The organism is Lutibacter sp. (assembly GCF_021647475.1).
Taxonomy (GTDB): Bacteria; Bacteroidota; Bacteroidia; order Flavobacteriales; family Flavobacteriaceae; genus Lutibacter.
This window is the reverse complement of sequence record NZ_JAKIUR010000012.1, coordinates 21613-45441: the sequence shown is the minus strand read 5'-3', so window position 1 is coordinate 45441 and position 23829 is coordinate 21613. Positions and strand designations below refer to the sequence as shown.

General features: G+C 29.5%; 20 protein-coding genes, 1 tRNA gene and 1 pseudogene. 14 read left to right on the top strand and 8 right to left on the bottom strand.

Annotation, left to right across the window (positions count from 1 at the left end):
* The first annotated feature begins 77 nt into the window (after window positions 1-77).
* Both L3J60_RS04620 and L3J60_RS04615 read left to right on the top strand, forming a co-directional pair.
* On the top strand, window positions 78-1823 hold the full coding sequence (locus tag L3J60_RS04620; RefSeq protein WP_291974320.1) for an aromatic amino acid hydroxylase: 1746 nt from the start codon (window positions 78-80) through the stop codon (window positions 1821-1823).
* Window positions 1824-1890: 67 nt separating this feature from the next.
* Window positions 1891-2202, top strand: coding sequence for a rhodanese-like domain-containing protein (locus L3J60_RS04615; RefSeq protein WP_291974319.1), 312 nt, complete (start codon window positions 1891-1893; stop codon window positions 2200-2202).
* Window positions 2203-2432: 230 nt separating this feature from the next.
* Here the strand turns inward: L3J60_RS04615 and L3J60_RS04610 are convergent, their stop codons facing one another.
* Window positions 2433-3380, bottom strand: coding sequence for a GSCFA domain-containing protein (locus tag L3J60_RS04610; protein WP_291974318.1), 948 nt, complete (start codon window positions 3378-3380; stop codon window positions 2433-2435).
* 108 nt (window positions 3381-3488) lie between these two features.
* Window positions 3489-6137: an alanine--tRNA ligase gene (gene alaS / locus L3J60_RS04605; RefSeq protein ID WP_291974317.1), complete on the bottom strand. Its 2649-nt coding sequence runs from the start codon at window positions 6135-6137 to the stop codon at window positions 3489-3491.
* Window positions 6138-6269: 132 nt separating this feature from the next.
* Between alaS and L3J60_RS04600 the strand changes: the two genes are divergently transcribed.
* The 8 genes from L3J60_RS04600 (at window position 6270) to L3J60_RS04565 (ending at window position 12775) form a co-directional block, all read left to right on the top strand.
* Complete coding sequence (locus tag L3J60_RS04600; protein WP_291974316.1) at window positions 6270-7241, top strand: peptidoglycan DD-metalloendopeptidase family protein; 972 nt, start codon at window positions 6270-6272, stop codon at window positions 7239-7241.
* Window positions 7241-7573: a MerR family transcriptional regulator gene (locus tag L3J60_RS04595; RefSeq protein WP_291974315.1), complete on the top strand. Its 333-nt coding sequence runs from the start codon at window positions 7241-7243 to the stop codon at window positions 7571-7573. Before L3J60_RS04600 ends, L3J60_RS04595 begins: the two co-directional genes overlap by 1 nt.
* Window positions 7574-7649: 76 nt before the next feature.
* Window positions 7650-8261: a LemA family protein gene (locus L3J60_RS04590; protein ID WP_291974314.1), complete on the top strand. Its 612-nt coding sequence runs from the start codon at window positions 7650-7652 to the stop codon at window positions 8259-8261.
* Window positions 8261-8698, top strand: a complete 438-nt coding sequence (locus tag L3J60_RS04585; RefSeq protein ID WP_291974313.1) for a TPM domain-containing protein — start codon at window positions 8261-8263, stop codon at window positions 8696-8698. The genes L3J60_RS04590 and L3J60_RS04585 overlap by 1 nt, the downstream gene beginning before the upstream one ends.
* Window positions 8699-8706: 8 nt before the next feature.
* Window positions 8707-9501, top strand: coding sequence for a YgcG family protein (locus L3J60_RS04580; RefSeq protein ID WP_291974312.1), 795 nt, complete (start codon window positions 8707-8709; stop codon window positions 9499-9501).
* Window positions 9502-10046: 545 nt separating this feature from the next.
* Window positions 10047-11378 (top strand): cytochrome ubiquinol oxidase subunit I, encoded by a 1332-nt coding sequence (locus tag L3J60_RS04575; RefSeq protein WP_291974311.1) that lies wholly within the window; start codon window positions 10047-10049, stop codon window positions 11376-11378.
* Window positions 11379-11381: 3 nt separating this feature from the next.
* The gene (cydB, locus tag L3J60_RS04570; RefSeq protein WP_291974310.1) at window positions 11382-12458 is read left to right on the top strand and encodes a cytochrome d ubiquinol oxidase subunit II; all 1077 of its coding nucleotides are present in this window, start codon (window positions 11382-11384) and stop codon (window positions 12456-12458) included.
* A gap of 11 nt (window positions 12459-12469) precedes the next feature.
* Window positions 12470-12775 carry a hypothetical protein gene (locus L3J60_RS04565; RefSeq protein ID WP_291974309.1) on the top strand — a complete coding sequence of 102 codons (306 nt, stop codon included), beginning with the start codon at window positions 12470-12472 and terminating at the stop codon, window positions 12773-12775.
* Window positions 12776-12979: 204 nt separating this feature from the next.
* Here the strand turns inward: L3J60_RS04565 and L3J60_RS04560 are convergent, their stop codons facing one another.
* From L3J60_RS04560 to der, 3 genes are all read right to left on the bottom strand, one after another.
* The gene (locus L3J60_RS04560; RefSeq protein WP_291974308.1) at window positions 12980-13351 is read right to left on the bottom strand and encodes a NifB/NifX family molybdenum-iron cluster-binding protein; all 372 of its coding nucleotides are present in this window, start codon (window positions 13349-13351) and stop codon (window positions 12980-12982) included.
* Between the two features lie 47 nt (window positions 13352-13398).
* Window positions 13399-14565 (bottom strand): FAD-dependent oxidoreductase, encoded by a 1167-nt coding sequence (locus tag L3J60_RS04555; protein ID WP_291974307.1) that lies wholly within the window; start codon window positions 14563-14565, stop codon window positions 13399-13401.
* A 113-nt stretch (window positions 14566-14678) separates the two neighbouring features.
* Window positions 14679-15980 (bottom strand): ribosome biogenesis GTPase Der, encoded by a 1302-nt coding sequence (gene der, locus L3J60_RS04550; RefSeq protein WP_291974306.1) that lies wholly within the window; start codon window positions 15978-15980, stop codon window positions 14679-14681.
* A 166-nt stretch (window positions 15981-16146) separates the two neighbouring features.
* On the opposite strand from der, the gene L3J60_RS04545 reads away from it, so the two are divergent.
* Window positions 16147-16605 (top strand): GTP-binding protein, encoded by a 459-nt coding sequence (locus L3J60_RS04545; RefSeq protein ID WP_291974305.1) that lies wholly within the window; start codon window positions 16147-16149, stop codon window positions 16603-16605.
* 5 nt (window positions 16606-16610) lie between these two features.
* On the opposite strand, the gene era is transcribed toward L3J60_RS04545, so the two are convergent.
* Complete coding sequence (era, locus tag L3J60_RS04540; protein WP_291974304.1) at window positions 16611-17492, bottom strand: GTPase Era; 882 nt, start codon at window positions 17490-17492, stop codon at window positions 16611-16613.
* 97 nt (window positions 17493-17589) lie between these two features.
* Here era and L3J60_RS04535 point away from each other — a divergent pair.
* A tRNA-Met gene (locus tag L3J60_RS04535) sits at window positions 17590-17662 on the top strand.
* A 103-nt stretch (window positions 17663-17765) separates the two neighbouring features.
* Window positions 17766-17918 (top strand): annotated as a pseudogene (locus tag L3J60_RS04530) (IS1595 family transposase); the annotation flags it as partial.
* A gap of 354 nt (window positions 17919-18272) precedes the next feature.
* On the opposite strand, the gene L3J60_RS04525 reads toward L3J60_RS04530, so the two are convergent.
* Both L3J60_RS04525 and L3J60_RS04520 read right to left on the bottom strand, forming a co-directional pair.
* Window positions 18273-20702: a polysaccharide lyase 6 family protein gene (locus L3J60_RS04525; RefSeq protein ID WP_291974303.1), complete on the bottom strand. Its 2430-nt coding sequence runs from the start codon at window positions 20700-20702 to the stop codon at window positions 18273-18275.
* Between the two features lie 129 nt (window positions 20703-20831).
* The gene (locus L3J60_RS04520; protein WP_291974302.1) at window positions 20832-21437 is read right to left on the bottom strand and encodes a ribonuclease activity regulator RraA; all 606 of its coding nucleotides are present in this window, start codon (window positions 21435-21437) and stop codon (window positions 20832-20834) included.
* A gap of 105 nt (window positions 21438-21542) precedes the next feature.
* Here L3J60_RS04520 and L3J60_RS04515 point away from each other — a divergent pair, with 105 nt between their 5' ends.
* A complete protein-coding gene (locus tag L3J60_RS04515; RefSeq protein ID WP_291974301.1) occupies window positions 21543-23822 on the top strand; it encodes an alginate lyase family protein in 2280 nt (759 codons plus the stop codon).
* The last annotated feature ends 7 nt before the right edge of the window (window positions 23823-23829 follow it).

The window sequence follows — 23829 nt, the reverse complement described above, 5'->3', positions numbered from 1 at the left end:
AAAATTACTAAAACGGTTGCGTAGAACATACAGTAATTTAGCTGAAAAATTGTAAATTCACGCAAAAAAATATTTTAATGGCTACAGATATTGTGTTTAATAACGTTACAAAAAAATTACCAAAATACTTACATAAGTATATTGTTAAACAACCTTATACAAGTTACACATTCCAAAATCAAGCAGTTTGGAGATATGTGATGCGTATAAATATTGATTTTTTAAGTAAAGTAGCACATAAATCTTATTTAAAAGGATTAAAAGAGACAGGTATTTCAGTGGATAGTATTCCCAAAATGGAAGGAATGAATCGTATTCTAAAAAAAATTGGTTGGGCAGCTGTTGCTGTTGATGGTTTTATTCCTCCAAATGCATTTATGGAATTTCAAGCATATAAAGTACTGGTAATAGCTTCGGATATAAGAACTCTTGAACATATTGAATATACTCCGGCACCTGATATAATACACGAGGCTGCTGGGCACGCACCAATTATTGCAAATCCAGAATATGCAGAATATTTAAGACGATTTGGAGAAATAGGAAGTAAGGCAATTTCTTCTGCCAAAGATTTTGAAATATATGAAGCCGTACGTAAATTATCTATTTTAAAAGAAGATCCAAATTCTTCTGAGAGTGAAATTAATGAAGCACAGCAAAAAGTAGAAACTTTGCAACAATTAACTGAAGAACTTTCTGAAATGGCTCAAATACGAAATTTGCACTGGTGGACTGTTGAATATGGACTTATTGGAAGTTTAGACAATCCAAGAATTTATGGTGCAGGATTATTATCATCTATTGGCGAAAGTAAATGGTGTTTGACCAATAAAGTAAAAAAAATACCGTATTCTATTGAGGCTGCTAATCAAAATTTTGATATTACTAAAGCACAACCTCAACTTTTTGTAACTCCAGATTTTGCACATTTAAGTTATGTATTAGAGGAATTTGCTAATAAAATGGCATTAAGAACGGGTGGTTTAAAGGGAATTCAAAAGCTAATTCAATCTAAAAATTTAGGAACTATTGAATTGAGTACGGGAATTCAAATATCAGGAATTTTTACCAACGTAATAGCTACTGAAAATCAGAAACCAGTTTATTTTCAAACTACAGGTTTAACTGCTTTGGCAATTAAAGATAAGGAGTTAATAGGTCACGGTACAAATTATCATGCTGACGGATTTGGAAGCCCGGTTGGAAAATTAAAAGGGATAAATTTGGCGATTGAAAATATGTATCCTAAGGATTTAGAAGCCTATGAAATTTATGAAGAAAAAAAAACAACCTTACTTTTTGAAGGAGATATTAAAGTTACAGGAACAGTAATTACAGGAATTAGAGATTTGATGGGGAAAATAGTACTTATTTCTTTTAAAAATTGCACGGTAACTCACGGTGAAACCATTTTATTTAAACCAGAATGGGGAATATATGATATGGCTGTTGGAAAAGAAATTATTTCAGCTTATGCCGGACCAGCTTGTGTAAGTTCCTTCGATAATTTTGGGAAAATATCTGAAAATAAAACACATAAAATCAAATACAATGAAAAGCAAAAAGAGTTGCATATATTGTATAAAAAAGTACGTGAAATAAGAGAAAATAAAAAAAATGATATTAATTTACTTTCTGAAATATTTTATAAAATAGCTAAGGAATATCCAAATGATTGGTTATTGGCTTTAGAGATTTACGAATTAATTTATAATTCAAAATCGATTTTAGAAGTAGATGTATTTAATTTTTTAAATCAATTAAAAAAAGAACCTAAATACAACGCTTTAATAACTAATGGACTTCAATTAATAAAAAAATAAAGTAATTTTTGTTACAGTATTATGTAAGGATTGAACTATATTTGCGCCTTAATTAAAAAAAATAAAAATGAGTTTTTTTGGGTTATTTGGAGGAGGTAATGATAATGAAACAGTTGAAAAATACATAAAAGAAGGTGCTGTTGTTATTGATGTTAGAACTCCAGAAGAGTTTAGAGAAGGACACGTTAAAGGGTCTCAAAACATTGTTTTAAACAATATTCCTACAGCAGTTGAAGAGATTAAAGCTTTAAATAAAAAGGTAATTGCAGTTTGCAGAAGTGGAGCTAGAAGTGGGCAAGCGACTTCTTTTTTAAGTAAAAAAGGCATTGATGTTGTTAATGGTGGACCTTGGCAAAATGTTGCTAAGTTTTTGAATTAACATTTTACATATAAACCTGAGTTCGATGTAAGCAAATTACTTGATTTCGATACAAAATTCTTTCAGAATTTCACTCAATCTGACGTAATTTGCGAACAAAACACGTCAATTCGAGTAATTTTCAATAGAAAATTGTATCGAGAATAGCGTTTTTAACAACTAAATCCTTATATCGAACTCAGGTTATAATAATATATTAGAGAAGTTTTTTACTTCTCTTTTTTTTTGTGCTAAAATGAAATTAAAGGATATTGTTTTTGAATCACTTTAATTTTATCCTTTAAGTTTTTTAAAAATTGTTGATGTTGTTTTGAAGAAGGATTAAAAGGTTTGTGAGCCAATCCTTTTTGAATGGTATCAATTTCTTTCATTATAGAAATTGATTTTTCTGAAATCCAAACTTGCTGAAATTGTTCCCAAATATAACTGATGGCAGTATTATTTGGATGAATCATGTCGCTATTATAAAATCGATAATCACGTAAATCATCCATCATAATTTCATAAGAAGGAAAGTAGTATAGTCGATTTCTATTATCAGTTACTTGATGAATTGCAGCTAATAAATGTGCTTTACTGTGTGAATTTTCTACAAATCCATCTTTTAAATGACGAATGGGGCTTACGGTAAAAATGATGTTTGTTGAAGCATTTACAGATTTGATGAGCGTAATCATATTTTCTAAGGAAACAGTAATTTCATCCACAGAAAGCAACTCTTTTAAAAACTTTTTTTGTGGAACTTTATGACAATTTCCTACAATGGCATCCATTTCAATAAATCGATAAACCCACGATGTTCCTAATGTAATTATTAGGTGTGTTGCTTCAGTTAATTTTTTATGGGTGGATTTAATTGAGTTATTTAAATTTTGAAGCAACTCATTTTTATCAGGAGAACTCAAATCCGAATGTGCATCAAAACAATGCCAACGTTCATTAAGGTAAAAAATATCTTTTTCGGTATATCTTTTTTCATTGATGGAATTGGTAATTACCTTTTCAATAGTAATTGGGTTAAATAAAATTCCAAACGGATTACTAACCGCATTAAATTTAAAATAGTTAAGCTTGTTAAAAATATGCTCAGAAAAACACGAACCAAACAATATTATTTTGGAGTCATAATCTAGTTGATTACGTTCTTTTTGTAGTTGTATGTTGGTTCTAAATTTCACTTTTTAGGTATTTAGTTATCCGTCACCCTGAACTTGATTCAGGGTCTCATCAAAAGATGCTGAGCCAAGCTCAGCATGACGGACATTATAAGGTTCTGAATTTCATTTTTAAATAATATATCTTTTTGCTTCTTGTAAAGCTTTTTCAATTCCGTCAGGGTTTCTACCACCGGCAGTTGCAAAAAATGGTTGTCCGCCTCCGCCACCGTGAATTAATCCACCCAATTCACGCACCACTTTACCCGCATCTAATTTTTTTTCTTCCACTAATTTTTTAGAAATATAACAAGTTAAAAATGCTTTGCCTTCTTTTTCTGAACCAAATAAAATGAATAAGTTGTCTATTTCGTTACCTAATTCAAAACATAAATCTTTGATGCTATTTTGATTTAGATCAATTTTTTTAGCTAAAAAATTAATGCCATTTACTTCTTTAACTTCATTTTTTAAATCGCCTTTTAAATTTTTAGCTTTATCCTTTACTAAAGCCTCAATTTGTTTTTTTAGGACAACATTATCTGACTTTAATTTATAAACTGAATTTGCAACATTTAAAGTTACTCCTCCTATAACTTCTGATGTGACATTTATTGTGCCCTTTAAAACTCCTCGAACAATGTTAAGCTCATTGTCTTGTTTAATGTAGTAATCTTTTGTAGCATCTCCAGTTATGGCTTCAATTCGTCTAACGCCTGCAGCAATTGCACTTTCGCTTACTATTTTAAAATGCCAAATATCACTGGTGTTTTGAACATGAATTCCGCCACAAAGTTCAACTGATTTTCCAAACTGAATGGCTCTAACGGTATCTCCATATTTTTCACCAAACAAAGCCATTGCTCCTTTATTTAGTGCGGTTTCCATAGGAATATTACGGAACTCTTGTAATGGTAGTTTATTGTTAATTCGTTCATTTACAAAATCTTCAACAGCACGCAATTCATCAACTGTTAATTTTGCAAAATGAGAAAAATCGAAACGCAAGCCTTTTGAATGTACAAAAGAGCCTTTTTGTTCTACATGAGTTCCTAAAACTTCACGTAATGCTTGTTGTAATAAATGTGTAGCGGAATGATTGCAAGCGGTTCTAAAGCGTTGTGTTTCATCTACAACAATTTTAAAACTTTGCTGTAAGTTTTTTGGTAAACTTTTAGTGTAATGTATAATTAAATTATTCTCTTTTTTAGTGTCAATAATGTAAATTACGTTTCCGTTACTTACTTCAATATAACCTTTGTCTCCAACTTGTCCGCCACCTTCTGCGTAAAATGGCGTTAAATTAAAGACTAATTGATACAAATCACCATCTTTTTTAGAGCTAATTTTTCGATATCTAGTTAATTTAACAGTCGCTTCTAAAAAATCATATCCTATAAATTCCTCTACATCATCTTCATTAATAATTACCCAATCTTCGGTTTCAACAGTGGATGCAGCTCTTGATCGGTTTTTTTGTTTTTCTAAAGCTTCTTGAAATTCTTTTTCATTTAAGGTAAGTCCTTTTTCTGAAAGAATTAAAGAAGTTAAATCAATTGGAAAACCGTAAGTATCAAATAATTGAAAAGCTTTTTTACCAGAAACTTCTTTTCCAGAAGTGTTTTTGATAATTCCATCTAATAAAACTAAACCTTGTTCTAAAGTATGCAGAAAAGAGTTTTCTTCTTCCTTTATAACATTGGTAATTAATTGTTTTTGAGCTTTAAGTTCAGGAAAATAATCACCCATTTGTTTACTTAATGTATTCACTAATTTGTAAATGAATGCTTCTTTTTTATTTAAAAAAGTAAAACCGTAGCGGATGGATCTTCTTAAAATTCTTCTAATTACATAACCTGCTCCAGTATTTGATGGTAATTTCCCGTCAGCAATTGCAAAAGCAACTGCTCTTACATGGTCAGCTACCACACGTATTGCAATATCTGTTTCTTCATTTTTACCATATTTATTATTGGTAATAGTTTCAATTTCACGAATTAAAGGAGTAAAAACATCGGTATCGTAATTTGATTGTTTATGTTGTAAAACCATACACAAACGTTCAAATCCCATTCCGGTATCTACATGTTTTGCGGGTAATTTTTCTAAGGAACCATCTGCTTTTCTGTTGAATTCCATAAAAACTAAATTCCATATTTCAACCACCAAAGGATGATCTTGATTTACTAAACTTTTACCAGAAATTTTAGCTTTTTCTTCATCAGAACGTAAATCTACGTGAATTTCAGAACAAGGTCCACAAGGTCCTTGAGCACCCATTTCCCAAAAATTATCTTTTTTGTTCCCGTTTAAAATTCGGTCTTCATTAATATGTTCTTTCCAAAAGTTGTAGGCGTCTTTATCTAATGCTAATCCATCTTTTTTATCGCCTTCAAAAACAGTAACGTATAAACTGTTTTTATCAATATTTACAACTTTGGTTAAAAATTCCCAAGCCCAATCAATAGCTTCTTTTTTAAAATAATCACCAAAACTCCAGTTGCCTAACATTTCAAACATAGTATGATGATAAGTGTCCTTACCAACTTCCTCTAAATCGTTATGTTTTCCAGAAACACGTAGGCATTTTTGTGTATCAGCAACTCGTTTGTGATTTACTTTTTTTTGTCCTAAAAAATATTCTTTAAACGGAACCATACCAGCGTTGGTAAACATTAGCGTTGGATCGTTTTTTAATACCATTGGAGATGAAGGTACGATTTTATGGTTTTTAGAAGCAAAAAAGTCTAAAAATTGCTGACGTATTTCTTGTGATTTCATATGTTAATACAATGCTAAAATGGTTTTGTTTTACATCTATTGCAAAACATTTTGTAATTTTGTTGTTTACGCACCACAATATTATAAAATTGTAATACGTTTTATGGTGCAAAAATAAGATAATTTCTATTTATGGCGAAAGTAAAATATTATTACAATCCAGATACCTTATCCTATCAAAAAATTCACTTAAGGAAAAGGGAAAAATTTAGGAATTTTTTACTGATGTTATTGGCATCGTTAATTCTCATGTTTTTAGGTTATGTGGTTTTTACTTCAGTTTTTGAATCTCCTAAAGAAAAAGAACTAAAACGTCAGTTAGAATTTGTAAAATTGAATGAACAACTGCACAGTAAACGAATAAAACAAATAGAAAGTGTTTTAAGCGAAGTTCAAGATAGAGATAATAATATTTACAGATTATATTTTGAAGTGAATCCTATTCCTAAAGAACAACGAAAAGCAGGTTTTGGTGGTGTAAATCGTTACAAATCATTAGAAGGATTCAACAATTCAGAAATGATAATTGACGTTACCAAAAACATGGATATTTTAGCAAAACAACTTTATATTCAGTCTAAATCGTTAGATGAAATTGTTAAGTTAGCAGATAATAAAGAAAAACTATTGGCTGCAATACCAGCAATTCAACCCGTAAAAAAAGGAGATTTAAAACGAATGGCTTCTGGCTACGGATGGCGGACAGATCCATTCACAAAAGCCAGAAAAAAACATTATGGAATGGATTTTTCAGCTCCAATTGGCACGCCTGTTTATGCAACTGGTGATGGCATTGTAAAAAGGGTAGATCAACGAGCGTCAGGTTTTGGAAAACATATTGAAATAAATCACGGATTTGGTTATATTACGTTGTATGCACATTTAAGTAAATACAATGTTAGAAAGGGACAACGTGTAAAACGAGGAGATTTAATCGGGTTTGTAGGTACTACAGGACGATCACAAGGACCACATTTACATTATGAAGTTCATAAAAATGGCGTAAAAGTGAATCCAATTAATTATTATTACGGAAATTTATCTCCTCAAGAATTTATTGCCATGCAAAAAGCAGCTCAAATGGAAGGACAATCTTTAGACTAATGCATATAAATTTACCTGAAAAACGATATTATAAAATTGGTGAAGTAGCCAAAGCATTTAATGTAAATACTTCGCATATTCGATTTTGGGAAAAAGAATTTGACATTTTAAAACCAAAAAAGAATAAAAAAGGAAATCGATTATTTACACAGGTTGATGTTAAAAACCTTCAAATTATTTATCATTTAGTAAAAGAAAAAGGATTTACCTTAGAAGGAGCTAAAGCTAAAATGAAGGAAAAACCAAAAGCAATAAAAGATAATTTTGAAATTATTGATCGGTTAGAAAATATTAAATCAGAATTGATTAAAATAAAAAATAATTTAGCTTAAAGTAAGTTTAATCGTAACAAAAACTAATTTTAAGCTACCAATAAAATGAATTATTAACAATTAAATTATATTAAAAATGAAAAAGTGGCTAATACCTGTAATAATTATTGTAGTTATTGTATTTGGATTTTATCGATGGGGTGTAAATTTCAATAATACAGCGGTTAAATTAAATGAAAACATATCAGAAAGTTGGGGTAATGTAGAAACAGCTTACCAACGTAGAAGTGATTTAATTGGCAATTTGGTAAATACCGTTAAAGGAGCAGCAGATTTTGAAAAATCTACTTTAACAGCGGTAATTGAAGCACGTGCCAAAGCAACTTCTATAAATATTGATCCATCTAAAGTAACGCCACAACAATTGGCTAATTTTAATAAAGTACAAGGCGGATTAAGCGGTGCTTTAAAAAGTTTATTGGTAACGGTTGAACGTTATCCTGATTTAAAAGCGAATCAAAACTTTTTAAAATTACAAGATGAATTAACAAGTACAGAAAACCAGATATTAACAGCACGTACTCGTTTTAATGAAGCAACAAAACCCTATAATAATCATATTAAAACGTTTCCTAACACCTTATTAGCGGGCTTATTTCATTTTGAAAGTAAACCTTATTTTAATGCAGAAGCTGGAGCCGAAAAGGCACCAGATGTTAAATTTGATTTCAATAAAAAGAAAAACTAATGTCAAAAATTGAAGATTTTTTGTCTGCTGAGCAAGAACAATCTATTGTAAATGCAATAAAAATTGCTGAAAAAAATACTTCAGGTGAAATACGGGTTCATATTGAAAAAAACACAAAAAAACCTCCAATGGAAAGAGCAAAGGAGGTTTTTCAATTTTTAAAAATGGATCGAACTCATTTAAAAAATGGCGTTTTATTTTATTTAGCTGTTGAAAGCAAGCAATTTGCCATTATTGGCGATGAAGGAATTCATAAGTTTGTACCCAATAATTTTTGGGAAATTGTAAAAAACAAAGTACTTACTAATTTTGCTGAAAAAAACTATGCAAAAGGATTGGAAGAAGGAATTATTGAAGTAGGAAATCAATTAAAAGCTTATTTTCCTTATGAAAAAGATGATGTAAATGAATTACCAGATGAAATTTCAAAAGGATAAAACATTTTATGAAAAAAATAATTAAAGTTAGTCTTCCGCTTTTTATAGCCTTATTTGTAGTACAATTATCTTTTGGGCAATTTACTATTCCGCCTAAACCTAAATTACAAACTAGTGTTTATGATTATGCTAATTTATTGTCCAGTTCTCAAAAAACAGCATTAGAACAAAAACTTATTAAATATTCTGATTCAACTTCTACCCAAATCGTAATGATTACGGTTGAGACAATTAAAGGTGAAGATATAGGTATTTTAACTCCAAGATGGGCACAAAAATGGGGAATTGGTCAAGCTAAAGAAGATAACGGTGTTTTAGTATTATTAGCTAAAAATGAACATAAAATATGGATAGCTCCAGGTTATGGTGTTGAATATAAATTAACTGCGGGAACTACAGGAACTATTGTTAGAAACATTATTATTCCCGAATTTAAAAAAGGTGATTTTTATAGTGGACTAAACAAAGGGGCAGATGCTATTTTTCAGGTTTTAAATGGAACTTTTAAAAATAAAAATCCGAAAAAAAGCAAAAAATCTAATGGTGGGCCTCCAATATTTTTAATTATTATTTTATTCTTTTTTATTCTTTCCATCTTTTCTAACAATAATAAACGTGGTGGAAAAGGAGGTGGTGGAAAAAGAAATATAGCCGCAAATATTTTAACTGCAATTTTATTAAGTGGAGCAGGACGAGGTAATTTTGGAAGTGGAAGCTTTGGCGGAGGAAGTTCTGGTGGTGGCTTTGGAGGCGGTTTTGGTGGTGGCGGATTCTCTGGTGGTGGAGCTGGTGGTGGTTGGTAATTGTTAAAACTATTTGTAAATATAATTTCTTTTAAAAAGGTAAAATTTTATTTAATAATTTATCAAAAGAAGATAAATATTTTTTTCATACTAATACTTTTATTAATTGATTGTAGTGAAGCACAAAAACAGTACTTAAAAACGGATTTAACCCATTGTGCATTTTGATAAAATTTTGTCAATTCGAGTGAATTTTAGCCTTTTTAGGCTTAAAATTAGTATCGAGAATAGGTTTTTTATTTAAATACAGATGTTCTCAATACCGTTTTTTTATCAAAAATTATCCGCCTTGCCGTCAGGTAGGCTCAAACTGATGTAAAACAGTAAGTTTAAAGAGTCAAAATGCACAACAGATTTAATATTGCCAAACAAATAGAGAGATTAACCTATAACCTTGATGTTTTTAAAATAAATACTTTTTTAAAAATACTTTTCCTATATCACTAAATTATTCTTAAGTTTATATTCAAAATTAATAGTTAGTAACCTTTGTTATAGCGATTAATTATTCTTTAGTATAATTTTGTCAAAAAATTAAAAACATTATGAACGATATGCTTTTTTATGATAGGCTGCAATTTGCGTTTACTATCACATTCCACTACATATTTCCTCAATTAACAATGGGTTTATCTCTATTGATAGTTTATTTCAAGTGGAAATTTTTAAAAACTGATATTGAAAAGTATAACAATGCTGCTAAATTTTTTATGAAAATTTTTGCAATTAATTTCACCATGGGTGTAGTTACAGGTATTCCAATGGAATTTCAATTTGGCACCAATTGGGCAAAATTTTCTGAACTTACAGGTGGAATTATTGGGCAAACCTTAGCTATGGAAGGCGTACTTGCATTCTTTTTAGAATCTTCTTTTTTAGCATTGTTTATTTTTGGAGAAAAACTAATGGGACAGAAATTGCACTTTTTAACAGGCTTTTTGGTGTTTTTAGGTTCATGGTTAAGTGGCTGGTTTATTTTAGCTACAAATGCATGGATGCAGCACCCAGTTGGTTATGAAATTTTAGAAAATGGAAAATTTGTACTTCACAACTTTTTAGCAATTTTTAATAATCCATGGTTAATTCCAGCATATTTACACAATCAATCAGCTTCTTTGGTAACTTCATCATTTGTAGTTGCTAGTATTGGTGCTTTTTATATTCTAAGAAATAAGAATTTGGAATATGGTAAACTATTTTTGAAAACAGGAATAATATTTGGCTTAATAGCGGCTCTATTGGTTGCTTTTCCGACAGGAGATTGGAATGCTAAAAATGTAGTTAAATATCAACCAGCTTCTTTTGCTGCTATGGAAGGTGTTTTTAAAACAGAGCAAGGTGGTGCTGAAATTGTGCTTATTGGGCAACCTAATATGGTAGCTAAAAAATTAGACAATAAAATTGCAGTACCAGATGTTTTAAGCTTTTTAACCTATAAAGATTGGAATAAACAAATTAAAGGGATGGATCAATTTAAAAAAGAAGATTTACCCGATAATATTCCAGCACTTTATTATGCCTATCACATTATGGTTGGTTTAGGAACTATATTTATAGCCATCATGTTTTTGGCAGTTTTCTTTTTGTGGCGAAAAAAATTATTTACACTTAAACCTTTACTTTGGGTTATTATGTTTTTAGTTCCGTTTCCTTATATAGCAAATTTAACAGGTTGGTATGTAGCAGAATTAGGAAGACAACCGTATTTAGTTTATGGGTTGTTAAGAACCAGTGTTGGAATGTCTCCAACGGTTTCTTCAGGAAATACATTATTCACATTATTGGGATTTGTTGGTTTATATATGGTTTTAGGACTATTATTTTTAGTGCTAGTCGGCAAAACTATTCACCAAGGTCCAACCTCTAAAAAACTTTAAATTATGGAAATCTATTGGTATTTGATTATTGCAGTTGTTTTAGCTATATTTTTTGTTTTAGATGGTTACGACTTTGGTGTTGGTATTATACATTTATTTTTTGCAAAAAAGGAGAAAGATAAACTAGTAATTGCAAAGGCTGCAGGTTTATTTTGGGATTCTAATGAGGTTTGGCTTGTTGCTGGAGGAGGGATGTTATTTATGGCATTTCCTACATTATATGCTTCTGCTTTTAGTGGATTTTATTTGCCGCTAATAATGATATTATGGTTGATTATTTTTAGAGCAATTGGATTAGAATTTAGAAGTCAGTTTAACTATAATATTTGGACAATTTTTTGGGATAAAGCTTTTGGTGTTTCTAGTTTATTGCTAGCTTTATTTTTTGGTGTTGCTTTAGGAAATGTAGTTAGAGGTGTAAATTTAGGAGGTGTTGAAAATGGTATCTCTGCTTTTGAACCTCACTTTTTTTTCTTACCATTATGGGATAGTAGCTTTAGTCCTTTAACCATTCATCCAGGAGTTTTGGATTGGTTTACTATTGTAATTGGATTAATTTCAGTGGTAACATTAGCAATTCATGGAGCAACTTGGATTATTTTAAAAACAAACTCATCCATAAATAATAAACTTAAATCTGTAATTTTTAAGTTGACAATAGTACTTTTAATATTAACTATATTTTCATTATCCATTTGGCAAATAATACGACCAAATTCTTTCGCTAATTTTATAGATAAGCCGTATTTAATACTATTTCCTATTATATATTTTGTAGGATTATTTGGACTATTTTTTATAAAAAAATTAAAAAAGGATATTTATGCTTTTACGTTTTCAACATTAGTGATTTTAGGAGGAATAACATCTTCATTAGCTTCTTTATTTCCAGTTATTTTACCCTCTACAAATAACATAAACAAATCGTTAACAATTTATAATACGGCTGCTTCAAATTATGGTTTGTCTGTTGCTGTTGGTTGGGGAACAATTGGACTTATATTATTAGTTGTGTATTTTATAGTTCAAAAAAGAATTTTGACTGGTAAAATTGATGATATGGATTATGGAAATCACTAATTTTAATAATTATGCTTGAATCATTAATAGCCATTATTAGTGTTGTAATTGGAATTATTGGTGCTAACTTATTTGGGTTTATTTTTAAAAAATATTCATTTGGATTAATTGGGAATTCAATTGCAGGAGTATTTGGAAGTATATTTTTTATAAAATCTATTGGAAGGCTTGGCTTTGATCCTATCTCTATTGTTAAAAATGGAAGTATAAATTATAATTTATTGATTATTAATTTATTAGTTTCTTTATGTGGTGCAATTGTTGTATTGGTTTTATTAAAAATAATTTATGTTAAACTAAATAATAATAAAAAATAGTTTATAATTAAAAATAAAAAGAGGCTTTCTAAAAGTCTTGACTCGTCATCCTGAAGATGTCATACTGAGCGGCGTCGAAGTATTGTTTCAGAATCTCATCATACGAATAATCAATTACTATGAGAACCTGAAAGTAAATTCAGGTTGACGAATATTTCTCTTTTTAGAAAGCCTCTTTTTTGTTATTTTGATTTGTTTTGATAATTATTTTAAATCTTCTAAATAATCAGAAATAATTTCAGATATATCATCAATTTTAACTAATTTATAAGAAATATTTCCTTTTTTAAGTGTTTGTCTCATATGTTTTCCAATTGCTCTCACTAATAAAATATCAATATTTTTTAAAGGGATTAATAGTTCATCATGATTGTGTTCTTCATGGCTTCCATTATGTTCTGAAGTGTTGTGATGTTTTCCCTCACTTTTATCATGGTCGCCATGGCTGTGTGTATTTTTAATGTATGTTACGGATTGAATTTCTCCATTTTCAATGGTGAAAATCCCAAATTCAGTAGCTCTTCCCGTTCTTTTGGCGATAGACTTTCTATCGTTTGTTGGTATTGCAATTTTCATAATTTTAGTGTATTTAATTATTTTTTATAAGATTTTATCTTTTAAAATTACATTCCAGGAATTCTAAACATCCGTTTCATTTTACTTTGTTTGTAGTACCAACCCCAACCTTTTTTAAGCCAATGCCCAACAATTGGTAACGGAATCATAATTTCTTTTTTAGAGGTTCTAACCACAAATGCAGCACCATCACCACTATCCATTACACAAATAATATGTAGTTTTTCCCAATAGCTTTTTCGTTTTCCACTAGCAATAATCATATTATGAAAATTATAGGTACTAACATCGGCCATAACTTCAGCAATATGACCTTGTTTAGCCGCCCAAGGATGGTTTCTAATTGCGGCAGCATCGCCAATTACATAAATATTATCTTCATTTTCTACTCTACAAAGCTCATTAATTTTAACAAATCCAGTTTCATTTTGTGGCAAACTAGTTTCTTTAATAATTGGTAATCCGTCACCACCTGATATGTATAATGTTAAATCTGATTTTAATTTGGTTTCATCTGCAAATACAATTGCATCTTTAGTGAATTCTTTAATTTTTTTACCAAAATGTGTCTTTACATGATAGCGTTCAAAGAAACCTCCCATTTTTTGAAATGCTTTTTTACCCATGCGTTTTCCAGGTTCAGCCATTGGTGCAAAAAATGTGATGATAAATTTATCACGTAGTCCTTTGTTTTTAATGAAATGACTAATATTAAAAAGCAATTCAAAAGCTGGACCTCCACGCATAGTAGTTGCAGTTGGGTCGTTAGGATTACCACCAAAACCTACGGTTATATTTCCTGTTCCTTTTTCAACTAATTGATTTAGTTTATCTTTAATAATTGTAGCTTCATCAGGTTTGCCACAAATAGAATGCGTGTTTTCTAAACCTTTAATATGAACTTTGCTCATTCCTAATGCAATAAATAAATAATCGTATTTATGAGTGTTTTTATCAGTTATAATTTGCTGATTATTAGTATCAATTTTGGTTATCTTTTCAATGATAACGTTAAAACCGTGTTTTTTTTGAAGTTCAAATAAGTTCAGTTTAGTGTCCTCAAAACTTATTTTACTAACAGGTATCCAAATAGAAATAGGATAAATAAACATGTAATCTCGTTCAGAAATTAGGGTTACTTCGTAACCATATTTTCGTAGTTTTATAGCGGTTTCAATACCAGCAAAACCACCTCCTAATACCAATATTTTCATATTATGAATTTAAATTAATATCAAAAGTAATTGGTTAGCATTACATTATTTGTAAGATTAATTACAAAGCTGTGTAAACTGAATTACAGAAGGTTATAAATTAAATAAATGGTTTATTTTTTTCTAAAATAAATAGTAATAGGAACTCCTGTAAAATTAAATATTTCTCGCAATTTATTCTCAACAAAACGTTTGTAGGGTTCTTTTACATATTGTGGTAAGTTAGCAAAAAAAGCAAATTGAGGCGTTGGCGTTGGTAATTGTGTACAAAATTTAATTTTAACAAATTTACCTTTAATTGCTGGAGGTCCGTTTTGTTTAACAATATCTAGCATAGCATCATTTAACTTACTGGTAGGAATTCGTTTTTTTCTATTTTCAAAAACAGCTACAGCAGTTTCAATAGCTTTAAATACTCGTTGTTTAGTTAGTGCACTTATAAAAATGATTGGAACATCTGTAAATGGAGCAATTTCTCTTCTAATTTTAGCTTCATAATCACGCATGGTATTGGTTTCTTTTTCAATTAAGTCCCATTTGTTCACTAAAATTACTACACCTTTTCTGTTTTTTTCGGCTAGCCAAAATATGTTTTCATCTTGCCCTTCAAAATCACGTGTAGCATCAATAACTAAAATGGCTACATCGCAATTTTCAATAGCTCTAACAGCTCGCATTACGGAGTAAAATTCTAAATCTTCTTTAACTTTAGATTTTTTCCGAATTCCAGCAGTATCAATTAATTTAAAATCAAATCCAAATTGATTATATTTTGTATCGATAGAATCTCGTGTTGTACCAGCAATATCGGTAACAATATTTCTTTCTTCACCAATTAAAGCATTAATAAAAGATGATTTTCCTGCATTTGGTCTTCCTACAACTGCAAAACTTGGTAATTCATTTTCTTCAATAACTTCTTCTTTTAATTTTTCAGATAAAGCATCTAATAATTCTCCTGTTCCACTTCCGTTAATAGAGGAAATTGTAAAATAATCGCCTAAACCTAAATTATAAAATTCAACAGCATCTGCATCACGCTTTGAGTTATCAACTTTATTTACTGCTATTAGTACAGGTTTTTTAACTTTTCTTAAAATATTAGCCACCTCAGTATCCATAGGTGTAATGCCTTCTTCAACATCAACAACAAAAACAATAATATCGGATTCATCAATAGCCAATTGTACTTGCTTTCTAATTTCTTCTTCAAAAATATCATCTGATCCAATAACATAACCACCAGTATCAATTACTGAGAACTCTTTACCGTTCCAATCACTTTTTCCATAATGGCGATCTCTAGTAACTCCACTTACAGAATCTACAATGGCTTGTCTTCGTTTTATTAAACGATTAAACAAAGTAGATTTTCCTACATTTGGTCTTCCAACAATGGCTACAATATTACTCATGGTAATTTTTAAATTTTTGCAAAAATACATAATTTTAATTTGGAGTTTGCAGATTGTAAGTTCTTAATTTCAGGTTCATTAAAAAATAGTATATTTCCGTACTAAAAAATCAAAAAACGTGAGTACCCAAAAAAATAATGAAATTTTTTTGCGGCCTAGATTTAAAATGGATTTTAATGAAAGCCAGCAAAAAATAATTACAAAATTTAAAGAAAATTTAAACCAAAAAAACTGCAAGTATTGTAGTAAAATAATTGATGGACATATTATTATTGATGTGCCTGAAATAGAAAATCATTTTTGGTCGCCACAACTTAATATTGAAGTTGTTGAAGCTGATGAAAATAAAGCTATTGTAAAAGGATTATTTGGACCTAAGCCACAAGTTTGGACCTTGTTTATGTTTATTCATTTTGTAATGGCATTTGTTTTTATGGTGTTTGCTATTATGGCTTATGTACAGTGGAATTTAAAATCGGAATATTCGTTTGCATTAACAATGCTTTTTGTAGTTCCTGTTTTATGGTTTGTAATGTATTTTTTAGGACGATTAGGAAAGAAAAAAGGACATTCTCAAATGAATGAATTATATCAATTTATGATGAAAACTTTAGAAAAGAAGTAAAAAAATTAATCATTATATCCAAATCTACGAAGTTGACGTTTATCACTTCTCCAGTTTTTATTTACTTTAACATATAATTCCAGATGAATTTTTTTACCAAAAAATTGCTGTAAATCTTTACGAGCTTCTGTTCCTACGCGTTTTAATGCAGCACCTTTATGACCAATAATTATTCCTTTTTGAGTTTCGCGTTCTACCATAATTATAGAACGAATTTTGATAAGTTTATCCGTTTCAGAAAACTCTTCGGTTTCTACTTCTACGGAATAAGGAATTTCTTTTTTATAATGTAATAGAATTTTTTCACGAATAGCTTCGTTGATAAAAAACCGTTCAGGCTTATCGGTTAATTGATCTTTTGGATAAAAGGCAGGAGACTCTGGAAGGAGTTCTATTATTCTATTGAAGACAGCTTCAATATTAAATTTTTCAAGTGCAGATATTACAAATATTTCAGCATTAGATACTTTAGTTTTCCAGTATTCAATTTTTTCTTCAACTTGCTGTTGATTGGATTTATCAATTTTATTAATCACTAATAAAACAGGAATTTTAGCATGAGTTATTTTGTTGAAAAAGGATTCATCTTTAAGTTCTTTTTCACCAATTTCAACCATATAAATAAGAACATCGGCATCTTCAAAAGCAGATTTTACAAAACCCATCATAGAATTTTGAAGTTCGTAGGCGGGTTTTATAATTCCAGGAGTATCAGAAAATAAAATCTGAAAATCATCACCATTTACAATTCCTAATATACGATGACGAGTAGTTTGTGCTTTTGAGGTTATAATAGACAATCGCTCTCCAACAAAGGCATTCATTAAGGTAGATTTACCAACGTTTGGATTCCCAATAATATTAACAAAACCTGCTTTATGCTTCATTTTCAATGTTTAAGGCGGCAAAGGTACTCTTTAATCTTTTTAATTTATAAAAACTTGTAGGTTTTTTGAAAAATCGTTGTATCTTTGCCATCCAAATCGCGGGGTAGAGCAGTAGGTAGCTCGTCGGGCTCATAACCCGAAGGTCGCTGGTTCGAGTCCAGTCCCCGCTACTAAGTAGAATTGTTTTAAAATAGACGGTTTAGTTCACACTAAACCGTTTTTTTTATTATTTAAACAGTCTTAAAATATTGTCCGAGTAAATGTAGCACTCCAATACCAACTCATGTAAGTAAATGGCATATTCAAGCATACTTTGATGAGCTTTATATTAGGATAAATCGTTCTCAATTTAAAACCAGCATTTTTCATAAAACTATTCACAGAATGATAGAAAGTAAACCCATTTATCAAAATCAAATAAAATAGATAGTAAGCGTATAACTCAATTAATTTTTATGGAATTCCAATATTTCTGTTAACTCCATCAATTTTTGAAATATTTTTTATTTCATTAGGGGAGCCCCTCAAAAATATACATATGGTAATTCTCGTAGAAAGCTAGTTTTGTTAACATCAATTTATCAAGTATCCCATACTTATTTGGGCAATCAAATTGTTGCAATATAATTTTTAGATATTTATTGATTCCTTCCTTCTAAGCACTCGGTTGAAGGTTTGAATTCTTTTTAGATCACGAATAGATTACTGAGATACAGAAGATTATCTTATTTTTAGTGAAATTAGAAAAAGCAAAGTAACGTATAGTTTTTTATTGAAAATTTATTCTTTTTTATTTTGTGTCAAGCCAATTCTTCCAATTCCATTATTTTCTTTTAATAAAATTGATTTTTTTTTGGGAATAAATAACTTATGATTATCCCATTTTGGACTTTTAAATATGATATTATCTTTAGTTGCATTATTTGATGTTTTGATGTTTCCATTCATATAAACCAAACAATTTTTTATCATATTTGTGATTCCGTTTAAACTGATGAAATCTTTTATTTGATAACTGTTTTCAAATACTGAATTTGTAATTTTCACCTTATCTATTCCTTTAATTTTAATGGTATAACCCTTTTCTTTATTGTAAACATTACTAAATATACAATGGTCTACAATTAAATTTCCGCCACTTGTTAAAGGATTGATATTGTTTCTGTAATAATTTATGGCAAACTCATCAATATTTTTAAAAATAGTATTTTTTATAATGATGTTTTTTACATTAGTTTTTCCTGCTAAAGATTTTTCGTATGAAATATTTAATCCTCTGTAACAATTTTCAATGGTACTATTTAAAATACTTAAAGTATCAGCAAAAGCACCTTGGTATGCCTTAAAAACAGCACCATTTGAATTTGAAAAATTTTTAAAATTACAGTTTTTTACAAATACAGAATAACTATTAGGTTTTTGTTCATCAGGTGAAACAATTGCATATTTCACAGGGGATTTGTAGCCTCCATCAAATGAAATATTATCTAAATGAAGACTGCTATTTTCATTCATTCTAAAAAAGTATAAAAGTCCTTTTTCTAAGTCATTTGCAGATTTTAGAATTACTTTTGCAATTGTATCCAATGCTTTAATATGAATATTTCCATTTATTTTCATTGTTTTTTTGATAAAGTAAGTTCCAGAGCTCAAAATTAAAGAGCTATTATTTGAAGCTTTTTTTAAGGCCTTTTCTAAAGTTCTAATTCCAGGTTTTACATTAATTTCTGACGGATTCTGAACTTTTTCGATGATTTTTGAAATTATTGGAGTCCATGATGGTCCAGTTTTAGCAAGTATTGCAAGAGGTAATTTTTTATTATCCAAATTAAATGCGCCAGCAACAAAATCAATTCTTTCAGAATTGGTGCAATCATATTTTGGACTTACGCTTATTTTTTTTGAATTTTTTTTCATTTCATCATTTGAAATTGAAGGCATAGGAAGTCCTTTTAATAAATTCCAAACGATATTTATCTTAGTGAATTGTGCTGGATTTACTGATGAGTCTGAATCAACAATGTTTCCAATAAATTGAATTCCAGATATTGCATCTTGTTCTTCTAAAACTGAAGTGTTCGTTGTATTGGTAATTAAATTGTTAGCAAAAGTTGTATTAACCGCAGTTAAACTTTTTTCTGAGTCTTTACCAGCACCAAAAACCATGGGGCTGCAATTAATTAAAGTATTATTTTGAATAGTTACATTTTTAACTTGACTATATCTATTTAAAGGAGAATTTGGAACGCCATTCATAATCGTAATTGGCGATCTATAATTTTTCCCAACTACATTTATTAATACATTATTTTGAATTTTGTGGCCTTCATTTATAATGCGAATACCACCAACTTTTGGATTGTTATTACCAATAAAAACATTATTTTCAACCAATGCTCTATTGCCATGACGTAGGGTTAAAGTTCCTTCACTTTCAATAAATAAATTATTTTTATAAATATTATCACATGATTTATTTGAAATAATTTCAATTTCACCATTACAATTTTTAAACGTGTTAAATTCAACTGTTGTTTTTGATGATAAAAGTGAATTTGTACTTGTTCCAATCCTAATAGTTTCACTACCATTTTCACCTAAATTGGGTCTGTATCCAAAAAAATTATGATCAATTAAATGGTGATTTTCTGTGTTTTCCTGGCCTTTTAACCAAACAATAAGCGTAGTTCCAGCATTTGTTTTGCCCGTAAAATTGTTATGATCTACTCGGTTATTTTTCCCCCATAACTCAATCCAATGACTTTCTATTGATTTATCTTGTGGGTTGTAATTTGAGATGGTACAATTTGTTAGTCTGCAATTATAGGCAGCATTCTGCTTGTCTTTTTTAAATTCAATTACAGATTTTGATTTTGGAGTACCATTTTTAAACCAAAAACCTTGAACTTTAATATATTTTCCGGAAATTTTTATGCTGGAATTTCCAGTTAAAATGACTTTCCCTTCATTTTCAGCTTTAATTACAATTGAATCTAGCTTTGTTCCAATACCTTCAATTTTTAAGTGAACATCTTTCCAAACTCCATTCTTTAAAATAATTTGAGTACCTGGAGTTGCTACTTTGATAGCGTTATTAAATGCAGATACATTTTCAACAAGAATACGTTTATTTAAATAAGAAGTTTGAGCAATCAATTGAGAATAAATACTAATCAATACAGCAAATAAAATTATTTTTTTAGCAATCATTATTTATTAGATTAAATTATTTTTATTATTAATTTCCCATTTTTCAAATTCAACTAGTGTAGATTCGAGTGTTGGTGGATATAAACCTATAATTAACTTTCCTTGGTTAACTTGTTCTAAAACATAATTTTAAAAAATGGTCATTTCAGTACATTCATTTGCTACTTCATCTGTAATTTCCTGTGGAATTACCATTACACCATCATTATCACCTACAATCACATCATCAGGAAAAACGGCAACATCTCCACAACCAATTGGCACATTTATATCTAAAGCTTGATGTAGTGTTAAATTGGTTGGTGCACTAAGTTTTTGATGATATGAAGGAAAATCTAAATTTGCTATATTGGAGGAATCTCTAAAACCACCATCGGTTACAATTCCAGTTGCTCCACGTTTCATTAAACGAGTTACTAATATATCACCACCAGAAGCAGCTCTTGCGTTTTTACGACTATCAATTACCAAAATCGATCCATGTGGACAAGTTTCAATGGCTTCCCTTTGTGGATGTTGAGGGTATCTGAAAATGGTAATAGGATTTAAATCTTCTCTAGCGGGAATATAACGTAGTGTAAATGCTTCTCCTACCATTGTTGGTCTACCTTTTTTTAAAGGGACAACATTCTGAATAAATTGATTTTTATAACCTTTTTTAAATAAGCAAGTCGCAATAGTGGGTGTACTTACTTTTTTTAGTTTTTCTGTAGTCGATTTTGCTAAAATGGTCATAGAATTTAGATGTGTTGATAATTAATCTGTTAAAAATTTGTTTGCGTTACAAATATACATATATTTGGTAAACCAATTTGGTAAACCAATTATAATTTTTAGAAAATGCGATTTTCATATGTAATATTCTCTCTCTTTTTAATTAGTTTAGGACTATTTTCGTCTTGTGAAAAGGATGCTAAAAAACTAAATAATCCTACAATTAATAGAGGGCTACAGCATCCTAGTTTAATTTTAACCAAACAAGGAGTTCAAGATATAAAGGCACAATTAGGTCATATACCAATATTTGATAAAACATTAGCCGTAACAAAAAAAGAAGTTGATGCCGAAATTTTAGCAGGAATAGACGTACCAATTCCTAAAGATTATTCAGGAGGATACACTCATGAACGTCATAAAAAAAATCACTTAATGATGCAAAAAGCTGGAGTTTTGTTTCAGTTATTGGGTGATGAAAAATATGCAGTTTATGTTAGAGATATGTTATTAGAGTATGCAAAAATGTATCCAACCTTGCCGCTTCACCCACAAACCAGATCGTATGCCCGTGGTAAATTATTTTGGCAATGTTTAAACGATGCCAATTGGTTAGTTTACACAAGTCAGGCTTATGACTGTATTTATGATTGGCTTTCAAAAGACGATAGGGACTTTTTAGAAAAAGATTTATTTAAACCTTTTGCAGATTTTATATCTATTGGAAATCCTCAATTTTTTAACCGTATTCATAACCATAGCACCTGGGGAAATGCTGCTGTTGGTATGATTGCTTTGGTTATGGATGATGACCGTTTATTAAATCGGGCATTGTACGGTATAAAGGATGATCATTTAAAAGAAGGAATGAAAGATAATGATGGTGGACTTATAAAAGTTAAAGGGGAAAAGGCAGGATTTTTAGCAAACATAGAAGAGCCTTTTTCACCTGATGGATATTATACTGAAGGGCCTTATTATCAACGTTATGCAATGTATCCTTTTCTAATTTTTGCTGAAGCTTTGCAAAATGTGAAACCAAATCTTGAAATTTTTAAATATAAAGATAGTGTTTTAATAAAAGCCGTGTCAACATTACTAAACCTATCGAATAAAAATGGAGATTTTTTCACTTTAAATGATGCTCAAAAAGGAATGTCATATTATTCAAAGTCAGTAGTTTCATCAGTAGATATTGCCTATAAATTTGGAGGAGAAGATCCAAAATTATTAGATATTGCAAATAAACAACAAGTGGTTACATTAGATGATGCCGGTTTGGCAGTAGCCAAAGGAATTGAAGAAGGTAAAACGAAACCTTTTATTAAAAAATCAGTGAATTTATCAGATGGGCCAGAAGGAAAACAAGGTGGTGTAGGTATATTAAGAAGTAATGATTTGGAGTTAGTCTTTAAATATACGGCACAAGGATTAAGTCACGGACATTATGATAAATTATCTTTTTCATTATTTAATAATAGCAATGAAGTTTTACAAGATTATGGTTTGGTGCGATTTGTAAATATTGAACAAAAAGGAGGTGGTAATTATTTAAAAGAAAACAAAACTTGGGCAAAACAAACAATTGCACATAACACCCTTGTTCAAAATGAATCGAGTCAATTTAAAGGAAAATATGAAATTGGTAGTAAACATCATTCTGATTTATTCTTTTTTGATGCAAAAAATAGCAGTATCAAAATTGTAAGTGCAAAAGAGGATAATGCTTATTCAGGTACTCAATTACATAGAACAATGGCAATTATTAATGATGATGAATTTGAAAAACCTTTTGTAATTGATGTGCTTCAAGTTCAATCAAAAACTAAAAATCAATACGATTTACCTTTTTATTATTTTGGTCAAATAATGGAAACAAATTTTGATTATAAAGTAAATTCAGAATTAAAACCATTAGGTGAAAAAGACGGTTATCAGTATTTATGGAAAATAGGAGAAGGGAAACCGACTTCTAATAATGTTAAATTTTCTTGGTTAAATCAAGGTGTATTTTATACATTGACAACAGTTGCTACTAAAAATGATAATTTAATATTCGCAAAAATTGGAGCAAATGATCCTCATTTCAATTTAAGAAATGATCCTGCATTTATTTTGAGAAGAAAGGATACACAAAACACCATTTTTGTTTCTGTTATTGAGCCCCATGGTAGTTATAGTCCGGTATCAGAATTGGCATTAAATTCAAAAAGCATTATTTCAAATTTAGAAGTTTTGACAAATACTCCAGAATTTGTTTCAATTAAAATTAAAACCGTAAATGGAAAATCAAAATTATTGATGTTGGCTAATGATGTTGTTTCAAAAACCAGTAAACACAAATTAAAACTGAACGACAAGGTTTACCAATGGATTGGATCTTATTATTACACAAATATTAATTAATAGAAAT

Bases quoted from the DNA above. Each gene is read 5' to 3' on its own strand.
- L3J60_RS04545 (WP_291974305.1), top strand. From the start codon at position 16,147: ATGGATTTTAATGAAAGCCAGCAAAAAATAATTACAAAATTTAAAGAA.
- L3J60_RS04615 (WP_291974319.1), top strand. From the start codon at position 1,891: ATGAGTTTTTTTGGGTTATTTGGAGGAGGTAATGATAATGAAACAGTT.
- L3J60_RS04520 (WP_291974302.1), bottom strand. From the start codon at position 21,437: ATGACCATTTTAGCAAAATCGACTACAGAAAAACTAAAAAAAGTAAGT.
- cydB (WP_291974310.1), top strand. From the start codon at position 11,382: ATGGAAATCTATTGGTATTTGATTATTGCAGTTGTTTTAGCTATATTT.
- L3J60_RS04560 (WP_291974308.1), bottom strand. From the start codon at position 13,351: ATGAAAATTGCAATACCAACAAACGATAGAAAGTCTATCGCCAAAAGA.
- L3J60_RS04595 (WP_291974315.1), top strand. From the start codon at position 7,241: ATGCATATAAATTTACCTGAAAAACGATATTATAAAATTGGTGAAGTA.
- L3J60_RS04555 (WP_291974307.1), bottom strand. From the start codon at position 14,565: ATGAAAATATTGGTATTAGGAGGTGGTTTTGCTGGTATTGAAACCGCT.
- L3J60_RS04590 (WP_291974314.1), top strand. From the start codon at position 7,650: ATGAAAAAGTGGCTAATACCTGTAATAATTATTGTAGTTATTGTATTT.
- L3J60_RS04580 (WP_291974312.1), top strand. From the start codon at position 8,707: ATGAAAAAAATAATTAAAGTTAGTCTTCCGCTTTTTATAGCCTTATTT.
- L3J60_RS04515 (WP_291974301.1), top strand. From the start codon at position 21,543: ATGCGATTTTCATATGTAATATTCTCTCTCTTTTTAATTAGTTTAGGA.
- L3J60_RS04575 (WP_291974311.1), top strand. From the start codon at position 10,047: ATGAACGATATGCTTTTTTATGATAGGCTGCAATTTGCGTTTACTATC.
- L3J60_RS04585 (WP_291974313.1), top strand. From the start codon at position 8,261: ATGTCAAAAATTGAAGATTTTTTGTCTGCTGAGCAAGAACAATCTATT.
- L3J60_RS04565 (WP_291974309.1), top strand. From the start codon at position 12,470: ATGCTTGAATCATTAATAGCCATTATTAGTGTTGTAATTGGAATTATT.
- L3J60_RS04600 (WP_291974316.1), top strand. From the start codon at position 6,270: ATGGCGAAAGTAAAATATTATTACAATCCAGATACCTTATCCTATCAA.
- L3J60_RS04620 (WP_291974320.1), top strand. From the start codon at position 78: ATGGCTACAGATATTGTGTTTAATAACGTTACAAAAAAATTACCAAAA.
- L3J60_RS04525 (WP_291974303.1), bottom strand. From the start codon at position 20,702: ATGATTGCTAAAAAAATAATTTTATTTGCTGTATTGATTAGTATTTAT.
- era (WP_291974304.1), bottom strand. From the start codon at position 17,492: ATGAAGCATAAAGCAGGTTTTGTTAATATTATTGGGAATCCAAACGTT.
- alaS (WP_291974317.1), bottom strand. From the start codon at position 6,137: ATGAAATCACAAGAAATACGTCAGCAATTTTTAGACTTTTTTGCTTCT.
- der (WP_291974306.1), bottom strand. From the start codon at position 15,980: ATGAGTAATATTGTAGCCATTGTTGGAAGACCAAATGTAGGAAAATCT.